This is a genomic window from Pseudomonas sp. HP_12, assembly GCF_055283955.1.
Genome location: NZ_JBTOQG010000022.1, coordinates 1 through 17,886, shown reverse-complemented (window position 1 = coordinate 17,886; position 17,886 = coordinate 1). Strand labels below are relative to the sequence as shown.

The following is a 17,886-nucleotide window of genomic DNA, read 5'->3' as shown; positions in this document are numbered from 1 at the left end:
TTGAGTGTGGCGGTTGATCGCTCAGCCGGGTTGGACAGATCCCATCTGGTTTTGGACAAAACAACGCAGCTCAACGCAACGAGCCGAGCCGAGCCGAGCCGACAGATCAGCCACGCCCCACAAACGGCATACCACTGGCCATGACGGTCATGTTCAGCACGTTGGCCGACAAAGGCAGCCCGGCCATGTAACTCACCGCTTCGGCGACGTGCTGCACGTTCATGGTTGGCTCGACCTGCAGCTCACCGTTGGGCTGCAAAACGCCTTTGGTCATGCGATCGGTCATTTCGGTGAGGGCATTGCCGATGTCGATCTGACCGCAGGCAATATTGAACTGCCGACCGTCCAGTGCAGTACTTTTGGTCAGGCCCAATACCGCATGCTTGCTCGATGTATAAGGCGAGCTGAACAGCCGTGGCGTGTGCGCCGAAATCGAGCCGTTGTTGATGATTCGTCCGCCCTGAGGCACCTGGCGGCGCATCAGTCCGAAGGCGGCGCGCACACACAAAAACATCCCGGTGACGTTGGTGTCGATGACGTTCTTCCACTGCTCCACCGACAGCTCATCCATCGGCACCGCCGGTGCGCCGATGCCAGCGTTATTGAACGAAACGTCCAGTCGACCGAATGTGCGTTCAATGGTCGCGAACAACGCTTCGACGCTGGCCGGATCGCGCACATCCGTCGGCACCGCCAGCGCCTGCTGCCCGGCAGCCTCGGCCTGATCGACCAGCGCCTGCAACGGCTCGGGCCGACGTCCGGCCAGCACCACGGCAAAGCCGTCAGCCAGCAGTTGCAGCGCCACGGCGCGACCAATACCGCTGCCGGCGCCTGTGACCAGAGCGACTTTCAATACAGAAGATGAAGACATGGGCGATTCCTTTGGTGTCAGAGAGCGTTCTGCGGTCAATATCGCGGCACCCACCGCGTATCAGCTGTGAACAGGCGTCAGCACCGGCTTGCCCGCGTAGAACGCCAGCAGGTTGTCGGCGACCATTTGCACCGTGTCGCGCGATGCCTCCGGCGACAACCCTGCCAGATGCGCGGTAAGGACCACGTTGTTCAAGGCTTTCAGGGCATCGGGGACATGGGGCTCGTCGTCAAATACGTCCAGCGCCGCACCGGCCAGGCGGCCGTGCTGAAGCGCGTCGATCAGCGCATCGGTGTCGACGACGCTGGCCCTGGCGATATTGACGAGGAAGCCCTCGGCGCCCAACGCATCGATGGCCGCCTTGTCGATCAGGTGCCGCGTCGCCCCGCCGCCCGGCGTCGCGACCACCAGAAAGTCCGACGCTTCGGCCAGCGCCAGCGGGGTCGCGCAATAGTTGAAATCCACGCCCGCCCGGGGTGAGCGGCTGTGATAGTGGATGACCATGTCAAACCCCAGCGCGCGTTTGGCGATGGCCATCCCGACCGAGCCAAGGCCGAGAATGCCCAGGCGTTTGCCGGCGAACGAGGGCCGTGTGACCTTGCGCCATTCGCTGCGGCGCACCGACGCGTCGGCCTGGGGAATGTCGCGAACCGCCGCCAGCAGCAAGGCCATCGCGTGGTCCGCCACCGTCGGGGCGTTCACCCCTGCGCCGTTGGTCACCACGATGCCCCGCGCCTCGGCGGCTTCGAGGTCGACACGCTCGTAGCCCGCGCCAATCACACAGATGATCCCAAGGTTCGGCAGCGCCGCCATTTCCTCGGCAGTGAACCCCAGCGGCCCACGGGTCAGCACCGCATCAATCTCCTCACCGCCATTCGCCACCGCCTCGGCACGCATCGCCGGCGTCGGCGCCAGAATCAGGCGAAAGCCGCTGCTTTCCAGAATCGGTAAATACATGTTCACGCTTTCAACCAGCACCAACACCGTTTTCATCATCCCTCCGCCAAGCGAAATTCGTGGTGCTGACAGTAGCGCGAGTGAGAGCGGTTGGGCAGGGGCGAACATGGAAATCCATAGTTATGACGCTGCGCATTAGCCCGGCAGCCCCATTAACGTCACACGGAACGCCGACACTTTAAGGCACCCAATACCGGATCAACGGACCAGCTGTGGCCTCAACTGTTTCCATCAAACCGACAGCCATTCCCCCCAAAACGACAACCCCCGTTGCCCGCCATGCCCGTTGCTGTTTAAGGTTTGAGCCCTGCGACACCTGATTTTTCACAACAAAACGATGTGCCACGCGGTGCGGCAACGGCTGCGCCATGAACGGACTTGCACAAAAAGGAACGTCAGAACCATGTTGAAAGGATTATCCAGAACGTTGAGCGGCGCCGCGATCGCCGGTGTGTTGTTGTCATCCGCCGTGGCCCTGGCGGCCACTGACACAGGCAAGGAACCGGGTCGGGCGCTGGCGGCGAAGATCGGCGTGCCATGGCCGGCGGTCATTGCCCATCGCGGTGCATCGTTCAATGCGCCCGAGGAGACCGTCCCGTCCTACACGCTGGCCCGCGAACTGGGTGCTGACTACCTGGAGATGGACATCCAGCGCACCAGGGATGGCGTGCTCATCGCCCTGCATGACAACACGCTGGAGCGCACCACCAACATCGCCGAGGTTTACCCGCAACGGGCCAAGGACCCGCTGAACACCTTCACGCTGGAAGAAATCAAGCGTCTGGACGCCGGCTCGTGGTTCAACAAGGCCTACCCCGATCGCGCCCGCGCCACCTACGCCGGGCTGAAGATTCTGACGCTGGACGAGGTCATCGACATCGCCGAAGGCGGCAAGAACAAGCCCGGTCTGTACATCGAAACCAAGGTGCCGGCGCAGTTTCCGGGCATTGAAGAGGATTTGAAGAAGAAGCTCGATCAGCGTGGGTGGCTGAGCCAGCGTCCTGCCGCCGAGAAAGGCTATGTCAACGTCGCCCACATGCCGGGCCGCGTGGTGCTGCAGACCTTTGAAAAACCAAGCCTGGAATTGCTGCAGAAGAGCATGCCCGACACGCCGAAAGTCCTGCTGCTGTGGCTGGGTGATGGCTCCATCGAAACGGCGTCGGGCAAGACCTTCAAGGACTCGGGGGCCAAGGACAAGGCCAGCTTCTACGCCAGCCAGCAGGTGAAATCGAAAGAGGAATTTGCCGCCTGGATGGACTGGGCCAAAGCCCACGGCGCGGTGGGGACCGGGCCGTCGGCAGCGCTGAAGAACGGCGGGGACCAGAGCTACAGTGATCTGGTGCAGCCGTGGATGAACAAGATGGCCCATGATCGCGGGATGATCGTTCACCCGTACACCGTGGATGACGCCGTGGATTTCAAGGCGATCAGCGAACAAGGCGTGGACGGGTTCTTCACCAACCGGGCTTCGGAACTGCTGAAGTTCTACGGCCGACCATCGAAGGAAAGCATGGACTCAATCCTGAAACGCAGCGGTTTTTGAGCCAGAACCGCCGGCATTTGCCGGCGATTCAACTGCAAGAGCGGATCAAGCCAGCTCTGCAACCACCGCCGCCAACGCTTTCGCCGGATCGGCCGCCTGGCTGATCGGGCGGCCGATGACCAGGTAATCAGAACCCGCATCCAGCGCCTGACGCGGCGTCAGAATGCGACGCTGATCGTCCACTGCGCTGCCGGCCGGACGAATGCCCGGGGTCACCAGTTGCAGTGACGGGTGCGCCGCTTTCAGCGCCTGGGCTTCCAGCGCGGAACACACCAGACCGTCCATCCCGGCTTTCTCAGCCAGCGCCGCCAACCGCAGCACTTGCTCCTGGGGCTCGATGTCCAGACCGATCCCGGCCAGATCCTCGCGCTCCATGCTGGTCAGCACGGTCACGCCGATCAACAGCGGCTTGGGGCCAGTGCGCTGATCCAGCACGTCGCGGCAAGCCGCCATCATGCGCAGGCCGCCGGAGCAGTGCACATTGACCATCCACACGCCCATTTCAGCGGCGGCCTTGACCGCCATCGCCGTGGTGTTGGGAATGTCATGGAATTTGAGGTCCAGGAACACTTCGAAGCCCTTGGCGTTGAGGGTTTCGACGATGTCCGATGCGCAGCTGGTGAACAGCTCCTTGCCCACTTTGACCCGGCACAGCTTAGGGTCCAGCTGATCAGCCAGATTCAACGCGGCTTCGCGGGTCGGGAAATCCAGGGCGACGATGATGGGGGTCTGGCAGGCGGACATGGGCGGGTTCTCTGGCAATTCGAAATCGGCGCGCATTGTAGCCGAACATCCCGCAGGGCGGGACCCGGCAATCGGTAAATGCCTGCCCGACCCGCGCCTGGCGTCGTGCATCTCCTACAATTGAACCACTGGACAGCGCCGCTGCTCCAAGCCTTATCACAAGAAGGAGTGCGTTATGCCCTGGTATGCCTGGTTAATTCTGGTCGTTGCAATCGGCTCGATCGTCGGCGGTCTGCTGATGCTCAAGGATTCAGCGAAGAAACTGCCCCTGACCGATGAACAGCTCAAGCGCGTTCACGAGCGCAATGCCGAGATGGACGCAAAAGAAGCGCGAGACCGCTGAACCACCCTGCCCGCCGATGCCGCTGAAGCACGTTGCGGGAGCGCGTTTTCAGCGCTCCCCCATCGCACCAACCTTATCACCCGCTGCGCGTTCCCGGCAGGTAATAGATGCCTTCGTCAGTCGCTCTTCGCACCTTCGCCCTGAGCCACCGCGTGGTGAGTGGCCTGCGGCGTCACAGCGATACGAAACGGCTGAAAGATCTTGAACATCTCCCCGTTCTCTCGGAGTTTCTTCAGCAGTTCGCTGAAGCGTTCGCCGCTGATGGGTGCGTCCGGGCGCAACAGCGCGTAGTGCCGATACACCTGATCCACGCGGTCCGACACCAGAAACTGATCGGCGTCCTGCGGGTTGTTCGACATGAACGTGCTGAGGTAGGAGCGCGTAACCAGTGCAATGTCCGCGCGGTCACGCAGCACCATCAGCAGGTTGCTGTCGTGGGAATAGGTCAGCGTGGCGTTGTAATTGTCGGCAAGAAATTTAGGGTCGGCGTCGAAACCCGCGAACGCATAGTGATAGCCGCTGAACAGTGCAAGGCGCTTGCCGTGCAACTCCTCGAAATACGTCTGGGTCCTGCCCTGCAAGCGGTGCGCCACGAAAACCTCGGCGTCTTCCAGTCCCATGTCGACATCTTCGTGGGGAATGCCTTTCCAGCCCCAGTCGGGGTTTTCGAAAATGGCCATGTCAAAGCGCGCCTGCTGGAAATCGCGAAATCGGCGCGGGATGGACGTGGGCACCGCTTCAAAGCGGTAGTCGTTCTGCATCGCGTTCAGTGCGCTGATCATCTGCGGCAAGAGCCCGGTGTCTTCACCGCGCTCGGGGCGGATCGTGTACGGCGGGAAATGCGCCGCGCCAATTCGCACGATCTGGGTCGCACCGGCCTGCCAGGCCCACAGCGTTGTGGTCGTGAACAGCAGGGTTTTAAAAGCCATCCGCATCGGCGTGGACATCAAGACAAGGACCTCAGGCGAAACGGAGTACGTAAGCTATGCGTTCGCGATCAATTAGACAACGGTCAAACGGAAGCTAAATCGCCTCTGTCGTTCCAACTCTCGCCCTCCTTGCGCCTTGCTGCCCCCTTTCCCTTTTGGCCCACATCCCGGCTGAGTGCGCGCGATGTCTTTGCAGGACCGGCTTTAGCCGGGAAGAACCCCGACTGAGTGCCACCCGCTTTGTGGGGTGTCGCCCGACGCTTTCCCGGCTAATGCCGGTCCCACCCTAAAGCGCTGAAGCTGTCCTTGTCCTTTGCGTTATCGACCGCGCTGCGCTTTATATGAGGAGCGGGTCCGCATGCAATTTATGCCGAGGCGCGTCAGCCAGGCAAGGGCTGTCCCGGCCATTTGCCAGTCAGGCGCTACAAAAGAAGAGGGCACTGCAAACCTTCCCGCCTGCCGCGAGTCCCAATCATGGATCATCCGCGCCGGGCAATTGGACGTGACGGCCGTGATGTGGCTACGCTCCATGGCGCTGCCGCAGGTTATGAAACAGGAGTTCGAGATGCCCTACTGGCTGGTGATAGACCTGGAGGCCACCACTGAAGAGGGCGGATGGCCGGTGGCGGAAATGGAAATCATTGAAATCGGTGCGTCGCTGGTCAATCAGGACGGGCGCGAAATCGACCATTTCGAACGCTTCGTGCGGCCCGTGCGCCGACCGTTGCTCACGCCCTTCTGCCGGGAGCTGACGCACATCCAGCAGAGCTTTATCGACAGTGCCTTGACGCTGCCGGCGGTATGGCCACAGTTCGAACGCTGGATTGCTCAACACCGCGAGCGACTGGTCGCCTGGTCCAGTTGGGGCGATTACGATCGGCAGCAGCTGCAACAGGACTGGCGCCAGCACCAGCTCACCAGCGAACTCGCCACCCTGCCCCACATCAACCTGAAACAACGCTTCGCCAAAGCCCGTCACCTGCAAAAACCCTGCGGCCTGAACACTGCGCTGCAACTGGCGGGAATGCATTTCAACGGCCAGCAACACCGGGCACTGTCGGACGCGCGCAATACCGCACGTTTGTTACCGCTGGTGATTCCCGGCTGAAGCGTGACGCATCTCTCAAAGCGGATGACGGCCTTTTGTACGTTCGGCATACTGTCCGGCCTTTTCCAGCCCTTCCCAAGGAGATCAGCCATGTTCAAGGTCAACGAGTATTTCGACGGTACCGTCAAATCCATCGCCTTCAAGCAAGCAGCGGGCGACGCGACCATCGGCGTCATGGCTTCCGGAAAATACAACTTCGGCACCAGCGATCGCGAAATCATGCATGTGATCTCGGGCTCCCTGAAAGTGCTGCTGCCGGGCGCCAATGACTGGGAAACCTTCAACGCCGGCGAGAGCTTCAAAATCCCGGCCAACGTCAAATTCGATGTCGAAGCGACCGAAGAAACCGCTTACCTCTGCGAATACCGCAAAGACTGATGCGCAGATTCAGGTCGGCACTCAGCCGACCTGCTCCACCCCGGCATTGAATTGCAAGGCCGCCAGCCGCGCGTACAGCGGGTTGCTGGCAATCAGCTCGCGGTGGGTTCCTACCGCGACCAATCTCCCCTGATCCATGACCGCAATCCGGTCTGCGTTCTGCACCGTCGCCAGTCGGTGGGCGATCACCAGGGTCGTGCGCCCCTTCATCAACGTCGGCAATGCCTGCTGAATCAGATACTCACTCTGGGCATCCAGTGCGCTAGTGGCTTCGTCGAGCAACAGAATCGGCGCATCGGCCAGCAAAGCTCGCGCGATGGCCAGCCGCTGACGCTGCCCGCCCGACAAGCCCATGCCGCCGCCGCCCAAGTGGGTTTGATAGCCTTGGGGCAGCAGCTGAATGAATTCATGGGCATGGGCAATCCGCGCCGCCGCCTCCACTTGCTCGACGCTGGCCGCCGGGTTGCCGTAGCGAATGTTGTCCTCCACCGAGCCGAAAAACAGCGCAGGGGTTTGCGACACCCAGGCGAAGCAGCGGCGCAAGTCCAGCGGGTCCAGGCGTTCGGCGGGGATGCCTTCGATCAGCACGCGTCCCTGCTGCGGGTCGTAAAAACGCAGCAGCAGGTCAAACAGCGTCGACTTGCCCGCGCCGGAAGGCCCGACCAGCGCCAGGGTTTCACCCGCTTCGACGGTCAGGCTCAAGCCGTCCAACGCAGTGCGCTCCGGGCGTGAGGGGTAGGCGAAACTCAGGTTTTCCAGCGCCAGGCGACCGCTGATGCGTGCGGGCAGCGTGAGCAGATCACTGGCAGGCGCAGTGATTTCGCTGCGCGCCTGCAGTAATTCGGTGATGCGCTCTGCCGCGCCCGCTGCCCGTTGCATCTCACCGATGACCTCGCTGAGGGTGCCGAATGCGCTGCCGACGATCAGGCTGTAGAACACGAACGCCGCCAGCTCGCCGCCGGAGATGCGGCCGGCAATCACGTCCATGCCGCCGACCCAGAGCATCACGCCGACCGCGCCCAGCACCAGCACGATCACCAGGGTGATCAGCCACGAGCGCTGCAGAATCCGCTTGCGTGCCGTCTCGAAGGCGCCTTCGGCGGTCTGCGCGAAACGCTGCCGATCCTGCTCCTGATGGTTGTAGGCCTGAACGGTTTTGATCTGCCCCAGGGCCTCGGACACGTAGCTGCCGACATCCGCCACGCGGTCCTGACTCTCCCGCGACAGACTGCGCACGCGCCGCCCGAAAATGAGGATCGGCGCGATCACCAGGGGCAACGCCACGACCACAATGCTGGTGAGCTTGGGGTTGGTGAAGAACAGCAGGATGATCCCGCCGATGACCATCAGCGCATTGCGCAGGAACATCGACAGCGACGAGCCGATCACCGATTGCAGCAGCGTGGTGTCGGCGGTCAGGCGCGACTGGATTTCCGAGCTGCGGTTGTTCTCGTAGAAACCGGGGTGCAGGCTGACCAAATGGTCGAACACCTGCTTGCGCAGATCGGCGACCACCCGTTCGCCGATCCAGGAAACCAGATAAAAACGCGAGAAGGTGCCGATGGCGAGGGCGACCACCAGCCCCATGAACAGGCCAATGGTTTCGTTGAGCAGCGTCGGCGAACGGGTCATGAAACCCTGATCGACCATCAGCCGGATGCCCTGCCCCATCGACAGGGTGATGGCGGCGGTGACCACCAGCGCGAGCAACGCACCGATGGCTTGCTTGCGGTACGGCGCGATCATGCGCAGGGCAAGACGAATGGCATGCCGCTGACGGCCGGAGAAGACTGAAGCCATGGAGGACACCCGGAAGACGAATCAGCCGCAGAGCCTACACCTCCCTCCCCGCGCACGCTCGTCAGCTTTCGCTGAACTCCGCGGGCCGTCGTCAGTCAAGGAATGCTGTCACGGCGCGGTCATGCCGGCGTGATTACCATCGATGCGCACTTACCTGATGAGGAGACAGGCCATGAGCTTGCAAAGCAGCAGCAATCAAGAACCCGTGTTCCGCCCTCAACCCGAGCTGCAACTGGGCGGCGCGATTCTCGACAGAAACGGGCAGGAAATCCTGATCACTGAAGAAATGGTTCAGGCGGCCTGTCAGGAATGCGAGAAGTACTGGGTACAGCCCGAAAAACAAGACTGATGTGCAGGTTTGATTCCAACCCGGCCATGGCGCCGGTTTTTTTATGGGCGCCGATCAGTCACCCACAATCGTCGCACCCAAGGCCTCGACGATCTGACGCAAGGCCGCCGACTCGCCGTTGATGCGCACCTGCAGGCTGTCGATTTCCCGGCGGGGCGGGTAATGCTTGCGCAAGGCGTCGAAGGCCAGGCGTTGGCTCTGGGCATCGCCCACCAGACTGCGGCGAAAATCCGCGTCGTCGCGGCGTGGATCGTAAACGCCGCGACACAGCGCGTTCAGTGCCCAGACCGGATCGGTGGCAGCGTCCAGCGTGACTTGCGCCAGCCAGGGCTTGGGCAGCAGGTCTTCAAGACGGATGCTCGCGGGCTGGTCAAGGTGCACACACAGGGCGTGATAGATCTGCGCCGTGCCGCGCTGCCGGCCGTCGAGGCTGTAGCCAGCGATGTGCGGGGTGCCGATGACGCACAGCTCGGCCAGTTCGACGTCGACCGCCGGTTCTTTCTCCCAGACGTCCAACACCGCTTGCAGGTCTTCACGTTCCAGCAGCACTTGGCGCAGGACGGCGTTGTCGACCACCGGGCCGCGCGCTGCGTTGATCAGCCAGGCGCCCGGCTTGAGCTGCTGCAGCCGGGCGCGGTCGAACAGGTGCCAGGTGGGTGTATCGCCGGTTTTATCCAGCGGTGTGTGCAGGCTGATCACATCGCAGCGAGCGATGATTTCGTCGAGGCTGACGTAATCGCCGCCTTCGGTGGCCTGACGCGGCGGGTCGCAGACCAGAACATTCCAGCCCAGGCCGCGCAAAACCTTGATCAAGCGACTGCCGACCTGCCCCGCCCCCACGACGCCGTAGGTGCGGCTGGCAAGCTCGACGCCCTCGATTTCCGCCAGAGTGAGCAGGCTGCCCAGCACGTAGTCCACCACGCCACGGGCGTTGCAGCCAGGGGCGCTGGACCATTGAATGCCGGCTTCCTTGAAGTAATCGAGGTCGAGGTGATCGGTACCGATGGTGCAGGTGCCAACAAAGCGCACCGGCGTGCCTTCGAGCAAGGCGCGGTCAACCCGGGTCACCGAGCGCACCAGCAGAATATCGGCGTCGGCGACGGCAGCGCGGTCGAGCGTGCGGCCCGGATAACGCTGGATGTCTCCGATGCCTGCGAAGAAGGCGTCGAGCAGGGGAATGTTTTCGTCGGCAACTATGCGCATGTCAGGGCTCCTGGAGTGGCCGCAGTGTAGGCGCCAGCGCCCTGCCGAGCCAGCGCGATGCGAAAAGCGTCAGCCGGTACGCAACCAATCAGTCGAGCTTCTTGCGGATCCAGTAGAGGAACTCGCCGTCGCCCGCCTGTTTGTCCACCAGCTCGTGGCCGAGGAAGACACAGAATTTGGGGATATCACGCTGGGTGGACGGATCGGTGGCGATCACCTTGAGCAGGCCGCCAGGGGGCAGGTCACGCACCTTCTGGTGCAGCATCATGACCGGCTCGGGACAATTGAGGCCGGTGGCGTCGAGCACGGCATCGACGGCGGGGCTTTCAATGGAATCAGACATGGGGGCAATGGAATCAGACATGGGGGCGCTCCGGAAACAGGCCGGCATTGTCGCTTAATTGATGAGGCACGCCAAATCAGGCGTCGGATGTGCGGTGCAATCCTGTCTGTCAATAGCCATGGACTACGCTGCTGCCTACAAACTTTGTAGGATTCTGCGACATCTTGGCGTTTGGTCATCCCCGGACCCGGCACGTATGATCCTTGACATTTCTCCGCAGATTAGAAACCTATGTCCCTGATAGTTCTACTGCTTCTGCCCTTCGTCGGCAGCTGTCTGGCGGCGCTTTTGCCGCACAATGCACGCAACAGTGAATCCATCCTCGCCGGCCTGATCGCCTTGATCGGCGCGGTGCAGGTGGCATTGTGGTATCCACAGATCGCCCACGGCGGGGTCATCAGAGAGGAGTTTTTCTGGCTGCCCAGTCTGGGCCTGAATTTCGTCCTGCGCCTGGACGGCTTTGCCTGGCTGTTCTCGATGCTGGTGCTGGGGATCGGCGCCCTGGTGTCGCTGTATGCGCGTTACTACATGTCGCCGGACGACCCGGTGCCGCGCTTCTTCTCGTTCTTTCTGGCGTTCATGGGCGCCATGCTCGGGCTGGTCATGTCCGGCAACCTCATTCAGATCGTGTTCTTCTGGGAGCTGACCAGCGTCTTCTCGTTCCTGCTGATCGGCTACTGGCACCACCGCGCCGACGCCCGGCGCGGCGCTTACATGGCGCTGATGGTCACCGGCGCCGGCGGCCTCGCGCTGCTGGTCGGGATGATGCTGCTCGGGCACGTCGTCGGCAGTTATGACCTGGATCGCGTGCTGGCCTCGGGCGATGCGATTCGCGCCCACGCGCTGTACCCCGTGCTGCTGACGCTGATTCTGATCGGCGCGCTGAGCAAGAGCGCGCAATTCCCTTTCCATTTCTGGCTGCCCCACGCCATGGCGGCACCGACGCCGGTGTCGGCGTATCTGCACTCGGCGACCATGGTCAAGGCCGGCGTGTTCCTGCTCGCCCGCCTGTGGCCATCGCTGTCGGGGAGCGAACAATGGTTCTGGATCGTCAGCGGCGCAGGGGCCGCCACGCTGGTAATCGGCGCCTATTCGGCCATGTTTCAAAACGACCTCAAGGGCCTGCTGGCCTACTCCACTATCAGTCACTTGGGGCTGATCACCCTGCTGCTGGGCCTGAACAGCCCGCTGGCCGCCGTCGCGGCGGTGTTTCACATCCTCAACCACGCCACCTTCAAGGCGTCGCTGTTCATGGCGGCGGGGATCATCGACCACGAAAGCGGCACCCGCGACATCCGCAAGCTCAGCGGGCTGATCAAGCTGATGCCCTACACCGCGACACTGGCGATGGTCGCCAGCGCGTCAATGGCCGGGGTGCCGCTGCTGAACGGCTTCCTGTCCAAGGAAATGTTCTTCGCGGAAACGGTGTTCATCACCTCGACCGACTGGGTCGAGATCGCCCTGCCGGTGATCGCCACGATCGCCGGGATTTTCAGCGTGGCCTATTCCCTGCGCTTCACCGTCGATGTGTTCTTCGGCCCGAAAGCCACGCGCCTGCCCCACACGCCCCACGAGCCACCGCGCTGGATGCGCTTGCCGGTGGAGTTGCTGGTGCTGGCCTGCCTGATCGTCGGCATTTTTCCCACGCACTCCGTCGGCCCGTTGCTGGCCGCCGCAGCACAGCCAGTGGTCGGGGGGGAACTGCCCGAATACAGCCTGGCGATCTGGCACGGGCTGAACGCGCCGATGATCATGAGCCTGATCGCCATGGCCGGCGGTATCGTTCTCTATCTGCTGCTGCGCGGGCCGATCAAGCGCAAGCAAGTGAATGGGCCGCCGCTGATCTGGCGCCTGAACGGCAAGCGCATGTTCGAGCGCGTGCTGGTGCTGAAGATGCGCGGCGCCCGCCGACTGGTGGGGCTGTTGACCACGCGTCGCTTGCAGGCGCAGCTGTTTCTGATGGTGCTGGCCGCGCTGGTCGCCGGCTTTGTGCCGATGTACGAGAGCGGGCTGAGCTGGGGCGATCGACCGAAGATTCCGGGTTCCGGCGTGTTCGTGATGCTCTGGCTGATCGCCATTGCCTGCGCCATCGGTGCTGCGTGGCAAGCCAAGTATCACCGGCTGGCGGCCGTGACCATGGTCAGCGTCTGCGGGCTGATGACCTGCGTGACCTTCGTCTGGTTTTCCGCGCCGGACTTGGCACTGACCCAACTGGCGGTGGAAGTCGTCACCACGGTGTTGATCCTGCTGGGCCTGCGCTGGCTGCCGCGACGCAACGAAAACGTGCCGCCACCTTCCCAGGCGCGACGCCGGGCCAAGGTGCGGCGGATCCGCGATTTCGTCCTCGCCGTCGGAGTGGGTGGCGGCATGGCGGTGTTGTCCTACGCCATGCTGACGCGGCCGACGCCGAACGCCATTTCCGAGTTTTACCTGAGCCGCGCCCTGGCCCAGGGCGGCGGTACCAATGCCGTCAACGTCATGCTCGTGGACTTCCGTGGCTTCGACACCTTTGGCGAAATCACCGTGCTGGCCGTGGTGGCGCTGACGGTCTTTGCGCTGCTGCGTCGCTTCCGCCCGCCGAAAGAAAGCATCGCCCTGCCAGCCCAACAGCGTTTGCTGGCCCGTGACGTGGTCACCGATCTGGTGAATCCGCGTCACGCTGCCGACACGGCACTGGGCTTCATGATGGTGCCGGCGGTGCTGGTGCGCCTGCTCTTGCCGGTGGCCTTCGTGGTGTCGATGTACCTGTTCATGCGCGGGCATAACCAGCCGGGTGGCGGTTTCGTCGCCGGGCTGGTGATGTCGGTGGCGTTCATCCTGCAATACATGGTCGCCGGCACCCAGTGGGTCGAGGCCAACATGAGCCTGCGGCCGTTGCGCTGGATGGGCACCGGGCTGTTCTTCGCGCTGGCCACAGGGCTGGGTTCGATGGCCCTGGGTTATCCGTTCATGACCACCCACACCGCACACGTGGTCCTGCCGATACTGGGCGATCTGCACATCGCCAGCGCGCTGTTTTTCGACATCGGCGTGTATGCGGTGGTGGTTGGCTCGACCCTGCTGATCCTCACGGCGCTGGCTCACCAGTCGGTGCGCAGCCATCGCCCGACCTCACTGCCGCAGCCCATTGAACCGGTCCCGACCGACAGCCCGATTTCACAAGGAGCCATCTGATGGAAGAAGTCATTGCCATTGCCATCGGCGTGCTCGCCGCCTCCGGCGTGTGGCTGATCCTGCGTCCACGGACCTTTCAGGTCGTCATGGGCCTGTGCCTGCTGTCCTACGGCGTCAATCTGTTCATCTTCAGCATGGGCAGTCTGTTCATCGGCAAGGAGCCGATCATCAAGGACGGCGTGCCCCAGGATTTGCTCAATTACACCGATCCCCTGCCCCAGGCGCTGGTGCTGACGGCCATCGTCATCAGTTTCGCCATGACCGCGCTGTTTCTGGTGGTGCTGCTGGCGTCGCGCGGTCTGACCGGCAACGACCACGTCGACGGCCGGGAGCTGGGTGAATGAGTGTGATGAACCAACTGATCGTCGCACCGATCCTGCTGCCGGTGCTGACCGCTGCGCTGATGCTGTGGCTCGGCGAGAAACACCGCCCGCTGAAAGCGCGGATCAACCTGTTCTCCACCGGACTCGGCCTGGCCATCGCCATCACGCTGATGATGTGGGTGCAGAAAACCGGCACCACCGGTTCCATCGGTGTGTACCTGCCGGGCAACTGGGAGGCGCCATTCGGCATCGTGCTGGTGGTCGATCACCTGTCGGCGCTGATGCTGGTGCTGACCGGCATCGTCGCCTTCTGCGCCCTGCTCTTCGCCCTGGCCCGCTGGGATCGCGCGGGGGCGAGTTTTCACGCGCTGTTTCAGATTCAACTGATGGGGTTGTATGGCGCCTTTCTCACCGCCGACCTGTTCAACCTGTTCGTGTTCTTCGAAGTGCTGCTGGCGGCGTCCTACGGCCTGATGCTGCACGGTTCGGGACGGGCGCGGGTGTCAGCGGGCCTGCATTACATCACCATCAACCTGCTGGCCTCGTCGCTCTTCCTGATCGGCGCGGCGTTGATCTATGGCGTGACCGGCACGCTGAACCTGGCGGATCTGGCGATAAAAATCCCTCAGGTGCCGGAGGGCGATCTGGGCTTGCTGCACGCGGGCGCGGCCATTCTGGCGGTCGCGTTTCTGGCCAAGGCCGGCATGTGGCCGCTGAATTTCTGGCTGGTGCCGGCCTATTCCGCCGCCAGCGCACCGGTGGCGGCGCTGTTCGCGATCATGACCAAGGTCGGCTTCTACACCCTGCTGCGGTTGTGGACGCTGCTGTTTTCCGGTCAGGCCGGCGCGTCGGCGTTCTTCGGCGGGGACTGGCTGATCTGGGGCGGCATGGCCACCGTCAGCGTGGCGGCGATTTCCGTGGTCGCCGCCCAGCGCCTGGAGCGCATGGCCAGTCTGAGCATTCTGGTGTCGGCGGGGATTCTGCTTTCGGCGGTCGGTTTCGCGCAGCCTAGCCTCACGGCGGGGGCATTGTTCTATCTGGTCAGCTCAACCCTGGCGCTGAGTGCGCTGTTTCTGCTGGCGGAGTTGATCGAACGCTCGCGCTCGGCCAACGACATCGCCCTCGACGAAGACGCCGACCAGTTGCCCAAGGCGCTGGAGTCGTTGCACCCGGTGCCGGGGACCAATCTGGATGACGAGCAGAAAGCCGTGGTCGGCCATGTCATCCCCTGGACCATGGCGTTTCTGGGCTTGAGTTTCATTGCCTGCGCGCTGCTCATCATCGGCATGCCGCCGCTGTCGGGCTTTCTTGGCAAGCTGACGCTGATCAGCGCCCTGCTCAATCCTCTGGGCCTTGATGTGGCGAAGGCCGAAGCCATTCGAGCTGACAGCTGGACGCTGGTGGCGCTGTTGATTATTTCCGGGCTGACGTCGCTGTTTGCCTTCGTGCGTGTCGGCATCAAGCGCTTCTGGACGCCCCAGGAACATGCGGCGCCCCTGCTGCGGCTCAACGAATGCCTGCCGATCGCCTTGCTGGTGGGCTGCGCGGTCGTACTGACGTTCAAGGCCCAGGCGCTGTTGCATTACACCCAGGACACCGCCCAGGCGCTGCATGACCCGCAGCAATACGTGCTGTCGGTCAAGGCAGCCAGGCCGATACCGGGGCCGGCCTTGGCAACGCCGGAGGTGCAGCCATGAAGCGTCTGTTTCCAGCGCCGCTGTTGTCGCTGTCGTTGTGGGGTTTGTGGCTGTTGCTCAACCTGTCCCTCAGTCCGGGCAATCTGCTGCTGGGCGCTCTGCTTGGCTTTTTCGCGCCGTACATCTTCGCGCCGTTGCGACCCTCACCGGCGCGGATCCGCAAACCCGGCGTCGCCCTGGGCTTGTTCCTGCTGGTGGGTCGCGATGTGGTGGTGTCCAATCTGGCGGTCGCGTGGGGGGTGCTGCGCGCGGGTCGCCGTCCGCCACGCTCGGCGTTCGTCAAAGTCCCGCTGGACCTGCACGACGCCCATGGACTCGCCGCGCTGGCGATGATCTGCACGGTGGTGCCGGGAACGGTCTGGTCCGAACTGGCGCTGGATCGCAGCGTGCTGCTGATGCATGTGTTCGATCTGGACGACGAAGCGGCCTTCATCGAGCACTTCAAAAGCACGTACGAACGGCCACTGATGGAGATTTTCCAATGAGCGCCCTGCTCACAAACGCGATCCTTTTTACGCTGTCGGTGTTCGCCATCGCCATGGTCCTGACCCTGATTCGCCTGTTCAAAGGCCCGTCGGCGCAGGACCGGGTATTGGCGCTGGATTACCTGTACATCCTGGCGATGCTGATGATGCTGGTGCTGGGGATTCGCTACGCCAGTGATACCTATTTCGAAGCGGCGCTGCTGATCGCGCTGTTCGGCTTCGTCGGCTCATTCGCGCTGGCCAAATTTCTGTTGCGCGGTGAGGTGATCGAATGAATTCGTTGCAGGTTCTGCCGTTCTGGGTCGAAGTCCTGACCGCCGCGCTGCTGGTGCTGAGCAGCCTGTTCGGCCTGATCGGCGCGCTGGGTCTGCTGCGCATGAAGGACTTTTTTCAGCGCATGCACCCGCCCGCACTGGCCTCGACCCTCGGCGCATGGTGTGTGGCGCTGGCCTCGATCATCTACTTCTCGGCGCTGAAGGAAGGCCCCGTGTTGCACGCGTGGCTGATCCCGATCCTGCTGGCGATTACCGTTCCTGTGACCACTTTGCTGCTGGCACGCACCGGGCTGTTCCGCAAGCGCATGGCCGGCGACGACGTGCCACCCGAGGTCAGCGACGGCAGACAGCAGGGGCATTGAGCCTGGACTAAAGGTTTTTTCCGGGCGCAGACGGGCCCGCTACCCATCGCTTGGGCGTGGGGGATGTGGGCGCGATCCGTGTGCAGGCGTATTGAAGCGCTGTGCTTACTCGCTGGCTTTGAACGTCAGTTCGCCCTTGCGCCATTTTGCGGCTTTGGCGGTGGCGGCTTTGAGGACTTTGCTCAGGCCGGTTTGAATCTGTTCGTGGGCGGCGAACACCATGAAAATGCTGTGGGACTCTTTGAAGACGATGCCGTGGCCTTCAGGCACTTCGACAAACGAGTATTCGCCCAGACCGTAGATGGTCATCTTGATGTCCCGGAAGCGGATTTCGAACTTGCCGCCTTCACGGCTGGGCAATACGGCGGCTCGGAAGTGGTCACCCACTTTGAGTTCCAGCCCGGGCTTATCATCGACCACCAGTGCGGTTTCGGTGTCGATCTCCGACATGTAAATGCCTTCAGGGGATTGTTCGATGACATAAACGAATCGCGCCTGGAACAGCTTTACCAACTTCGCGCGCACGTCTCCGAGCACGAATAATGCGTGGGTATCCAGATTACCTACTGCCAATGTACAAACTCCCAACCAGATAGGAACCCGCCCGGACAGCGGACCGGGCGGGAAAGAAACGAGAAATGGTGCGTCCTGAAGCCGGACGCTGGCGTTAGCATGGATTCTACCGGCAGTGAGTCTATACGGGATATATCCCTTTCGTCCGGTGTGAAGTGGTTTTTGTCAGACGATGTTCAGTGGGACTGGCTTTAGCCCGGAGGAAGCCTGTTTGATCACCCTCAATTCTGCGGTGTGACACCTGACGCTTTCCCGGCTGAAGCCGGTCCCACTAAAAGCACGCAGGGTGTCCGTAGGACTGGCTTTAGCCGGGAAGAGGCCTGTTTGATCACCCTCAATTCTGCGGTGTGACACCTGACGCTTTCCCGGCTGAAGCCGGTCCCACTAAAAGCACGCAGGGTGTCCGTAGGACTGGCTTTAGCCGGGAAG

The 17,886-nt window shown here is 62.6% G+C and carries 19 protein-coding genes; 11 read left to right on the top strand and 8 right to left on the bottom strand.

The genetic code is table 11. The features are described from left to right. Nucleotides 1–106 precede the first annotated feature (106 nt). Nucleotides 107–871 (bottom strand): SDR family oxidoreductase, encoded by a 765-nt coding sequence (locus ACYASU_RS15080; RefSeq protein ID WP_346625334.1) that lies wholly within the window; start codon nucleotides 869–871, stop codon nucleotides 107–109. A 60-nt stretch (nucleotides 872–931) separates the two neighbouring features. Beyond that, on the bottom strand, nucleotides 932–1,864 hold the full coding sequence (locus ACYASU_RS15075; protein WP_463583257.1) for a 2-hydroxyacid dehydrogenase: 933 nt from the start codon (nucleotides 1,862–1,864) through the stop codon (nucleotides 932–934). Nucleotides 1,865–2,231: 367 nt separating this feature from the next. Here ACYASU_RS15075 and ACYASU_RS15070 point away from each other — a divergent pair, with 367 nt between their 5' ends. Continuing rightward, entirely contained in the window at nucleotides 2,232–3,371 is a 1,140-nt protein-coding gene (locus tag ACYASU_RS15070; protein WP_463583256.1) for a glycerophosphodiester phosphodiesterase, read from the top strand. 45 nt (nucleotides 3,372–3,416) lie between these two features. Here ACYASU_RS15070 and pyrF read toward each other — a convergent pair whose 3' ends face one another. Further along, nucleotides 3,417–4,115 carry an orotidine-5'-phosphate decarboxylase gene (gene pyrF, locus ACYASU_RS15065; protein ID WP_282372423.1) on the bottom strand — a complete coding sequence of 233 codons (699 nt, stop codon included), beginning with the start codon at nucleotides 4,113–4,115 and terminating at the stop codon, nucleotides 3,417–3,419. Between the two features lie 175 nt (nucleotides 4,116–4,290). Here pyrF and ACYASU_RS15060 point away from each other — a divergent pair, with 175 nt between their 5' ends. Further along, nucleotides 4,291–4,458, top strand: coding sequence for a DUF2897 family protein (locus ACYASU_RS15060; protein ID WP_065986232.1), 168 nt, complete (start codon nucleotides 4,291–4,293; stop codon nucleotides 4,456–4,458). Between the two features lie 116 nt (nucleotides 4,459–4,574). Here the strand turns inward: ACYASU_RS15060 and ACYASU_RS15055 are convergent, their stop codons facing one another. Continuing rightward, nucleotides 4,575–5,405: a substrate-binding periplasmic protein gene (locus ACYASU_RS15055; RefSeq protein WP_192174031.1), complete on the bottom strand. Its 831-nt coding sequence runs from the start codon at nucleotides 5,403–5,405 to the stop codon at nucleotides 4,575–4,577. Nucleotides 5,406–5,952: 547 nt separating this feature from the next. On the opposite strand from ACYASU_RS15055, the gene ACYASU_RS15050 reads away from it, so the two are divergent. Together ACYASU_RS15050 and ppnP are read left to right on the top strand one after the other, a co-directional pair. Then, entirely contained in the window at nucleotides 5,953–6,495 is a 543-nt protein-coding gene (locus tag ACYASU_RS15050; protein ID WP_282372406.1) for a 3'-5' exonuclease, read from the top strand. A gap of 90 nt (nucleotides 6,496–6,585) precedes the next feature. Further along, nucleotides 6,586–6,873: a pyrimidine/purine nucleoside phosphorylase gene (gene ppnP / locus ACYASU_RS15045; protein ID WP_192174033.1), complete on the top strand. Its 288-nt coding sequence runs from the start codon at nucleotides 6,586–6,588 to the stop codon at nucleotides 6,871–6,873. A gap of 21 nt (nucleotides 6,874–6,894) precedes the next feature. Here the strand turns inward: ppnP and ACYASU_RS15040 are convergent, their stop codons facing one another. Continuing rightward, entirely contained in the window at nucleotides 6,895–8,673 is a 1,779-nt protein-coding gene (locus ACYASU_RS15040; protein ID WP_463583255.1) for an ABC transporter transmembrane domain-containing protein, read from the bottom strand. 172 nt (nucleotides 8,674–8,845) lie between these two features. Here ACYASU_RS15040 and ACYASU_RS15035 point away from each other — a divergent pair, with 172 nt between their 5' ends. Next, nucleotides 8,846–9,022: a PA1571 family protein gene (locus tag ACYASU_RS15035; protein ID WP_166650608.1), complete on the top strand. Its 177-nt coding sequence runs from the start codon at nucleotides 8,846–8,848 to the stop codon at nucleotides 9,020–9,022. A gap of 54 nt (nucleotides 9,023–9,076) precedes the next feature. Here the strand turns inward: ACYASU_RS15035 and pdxB are convergent, their stop codons facing one another. Both pdxB and tusA read right to left on the bottom strand, forming a co-directional pair. Continuing rightward, nucleotides 9,077–10,225 (bottom strand): 4-phosphoerythronate dehydrogenase PdxB, encoded by a 1,149-nt coding sequence (gene pdxB, locus ACYASU_RS15030; RefSeq protein WP_463583254.1) that lies wholly within the window; start codon nucleotides 10,223–10,225, stop codon nucleotides 9,077–9,079. A gap of 88 nt (nucleotides 10,226–10,313) precedes the next feature. Further along, nucleotides 10,314–10,568: a sulfurtransferase TusA gene (tusA, locus tag ACYASU_RS15025; protein ID WP_282372422.1), complete on the bottom strand. Its 255-nt coding sequence runs from the start codon at nucleotides 10,566–10,568 to the stop codon at nucleotides 10,314–10,316. A 231-nt stretch (nucleotides 10,569–10,799) separates the two neighbouring features. Here tusA and ACYASU_RS15020 point away from each other — a divergent pair, with 231 nt between their 5' ends. Genes ACYASU_RS15020 through ACYASU_RS14995 form a run of 6 tightly spaced genes read left to right on the top strand, consistent with a single transcriptional unit; the run spans nucleotide 10,800 to nucleotide 16,884 of the window. Beyond that, the gene (locus tag ACYASU_RS15020; protein WP_463583253.1) at nucleotides 10,800–13,742 is read left to right on the top strand and encodes a monovalent cation/H+ antiporter subunit A; all 2,943 of its coding nucleotides are present in this window, start codon (nucleotides 10,800–10,802) and stop codon (nucleotides 13,740–13,742) included. Next, on the top strand, nucleotides 13,742–14,086 hold the full coding sequence (locus ACYASU_RS15015; RefSeq protein ID WP_065986226.1) for a Na+/H+ antiporter subunit C: 345 nt from the start codon (nucleotides 13,742–13,744) through the stop codon (nucleotides 14,084–14,086). The genes ACYASU_RS15020 and ACYASU_RS15015 overlap by 1 nt, the downstream gene beginning before the upstream one ends. Next, nucleotides 14,083–15,762, top strand: coding sequence for a monovalent cation/H+ antiporter subunit D (locus ACYASU_RS15010; RefSeq protein WP_463583252.1), 1,680 nt, complete (start codon nucleotides 14,083–14,085; stop codon nucleotides 15,760–15,762). Before ACYASU_RS15015 ends, ACYASU_RS15010 begins: the two co-directional genes overlap by 4 nt. Continuing rightward, the gene (locus ACYASU_RS15005; protein WP_282372397.1) at nucleotides 15,759–16,247 is read left to right on the top strand and encodes a Na+/H+ antiporter subunit E; all 489 of its coding nucleotides are present in this window, start codon (nucleotides 15,759–15,761) and stop codon (nucleotides 16,245–16,247) included. The genes ACYASU_RS15010 and ACYASU_RS15005 overlap by 4 nt, the downstream gene beginning before the upstream one ends. Further along, on the top strand, nucleotides 16,244–16,522 hold the full coding sequence (locus tag ACYASU_RS15000; RefSeq protein ID WP_192174041.1) for a K+/H+ antiporter subunit F: 279 nt from the start codon (nucleotides 16,244–16,246) through the stop codon (nucleotides 16,520–16,522). The genes ACYASU_RS15005 and ACYASU_RS15000 overlap by 4 nt, the downstream gene beginning before the upstream one ends. After that, nucleotides 16,519–16,884 (top strand): Na+/H+ antiporter subunit G, encoded by a 366-nt coding sequence (locus ACYASU_RS14995; protein ID WP_463583251.1) that lies wholly within the window; start codon nucleotides 16,519–16,521, stop codon nucleotides 16,882–16,884. Before ACYASU_RS15000 ends, ACYASU_RS14995 begins: the two co-directional genes overlap by 4 nt. A gap of 105 nt (nucleotides 16,885–16,989) precedes the next feature. Here the strand turns inward: ACYASU_RS14995 and ACYASU_RS14990 are convergent, their stop codons facing one another. After that, the gene (locus ACYASU_RS14990; RefSeq protein WP_463583250.1) at nucleotides 16,990–17,457 is read right to left on the bottom strand and encodes a hypothetical protein; all 468 of its coding nucleotides are present in this window, start codon (nucleotides 17,455–17,457) and stop codon (nucleotides 16,990–16,992) included. Nucleotides 17,458–17,886 lie beyond the last annotated feature (429 nt).

Coding starts and splice junctions, on each gene's coding strand:
- ACYASU_RS15015 (WP_065986226.1), top strand. CDS start 13,742: ATGGAAGAAGTCATTGCCATTGCCATCGGCGTGCTCGCCGCCTCCGGC.
- ACYASU_RS15010 (WP_463583252.1), top strand. CDS start 14,083: ATGAGTGTGATGAACCAACTGATCGTCGCACCGATCCTGCTGCCGGTG.
- ACYASU_RS15035 (WP_166650608.1), top strand. CDS start 8,846: ATGAGCTTGCAAAGCAGCAGCAATCAAGAACCCGTGTTCCGCCCTCAA.
- ACYASU_RS15070 (WP_463583256.1), top strand. CDS start 2,232: ATGTTGAAAGGATTATCCAGAACGTTGAGCGGCGCCGCGATCGCCGGT.
- pdxB (WP_463583254.1), bottom strand. CDS start 10,225: ATGCGCATAGTTGCCGACGAAAACATTCCCCTGCTCGACGCCTTCTTC.
- tusA (WP_282372422.1), bottom strand. CDS start 10,568: ATGTCTGATTCCATTGAAAGCCCCGCCGTCGATGCCGTGCTCGACGCC.
- ACYASU_RS15080 (WP_346625334.1), bottom strand. CDS start 871: ATGTCTTCATCTTCTGTATTGAAAGTCGCTCTGGTCACAGGCGCCGGC.
- ACYASU_RS15050 (WP_282372406.1), top strand. CDS start 5,953: ATGCCCTACTGGCTGGTGATAGACCTGGAGGCCACCACTGAAGAGGGC.
- ACYASU_RS15055 (WP_192174031.1), bottom strand. CDS start 5,405: ATGTCCACGCCGATGCGGATGGCTTTTAAAACCCTGCTGTTCACGACC.
- ACYASU_RS15075 (WP_463583257.1), bottom strand. CDS start 1,864: ATGAAAACGGTGTTGGTGCTGGTTGAAAGCGTGAACATGTATTTACCG.
- ACYASU_RS15040 (WP_463583255.1), bottom strand. CDS start 8,673: ATGGCTTCAGTCTTCTCCGGCCGTCAGCGGCATGCCATTCGTCTTGCC.
- pyrF (WP_282372423.1), bottom strand. CDS start 4,115: ATGTCCGCCTGCCAGACCCCCATCATCGTCGCCCTGGATTTCCCGACC.
- ACYASU_RS15020 (WP_463583253.1), top strand. CDS start 10,800: ATGTCCCTGATAGTTCTACTGCTTCTGCCCTTCGTCGGCAGCTGTCTG.
- ppnP (WP_192174033.1), top strand. CDS start 6,586: ATGTTCAAGGTCAACGAGTATTTCGACGGTACCGTCAAATCCATCGCC.
- ACYASU_RS15000 (WP_192174041.1), top strand. CDS start 16,244: ATGAGCGCCCTGCTCACAAACGCGATCCTTTTTACGCTGTCGGTGTTC.
- ACYASU_RS15060 (WP_065986232.1), top strand. CDS start 4,291: ATGCCCTGGTATGCCTGGTTAATTCTGGTCGTTGCAATCGGCTCGATC.
- ACYASU_RS15005 (WP_282372397.1), top strand. CDS start 15,759: ATGAAGCGTCTGTTTCCAGCGCCGCTGTTGTCGCTGTCGTTGTGGGGT.
- ACYASU_RS14995 (WP_463583251.1), top strand. CDS start 16,519: ATGAATTCGTTGCAGGTTCTGCCGTTCTGGGTCGAAGTCCTGACCGCC.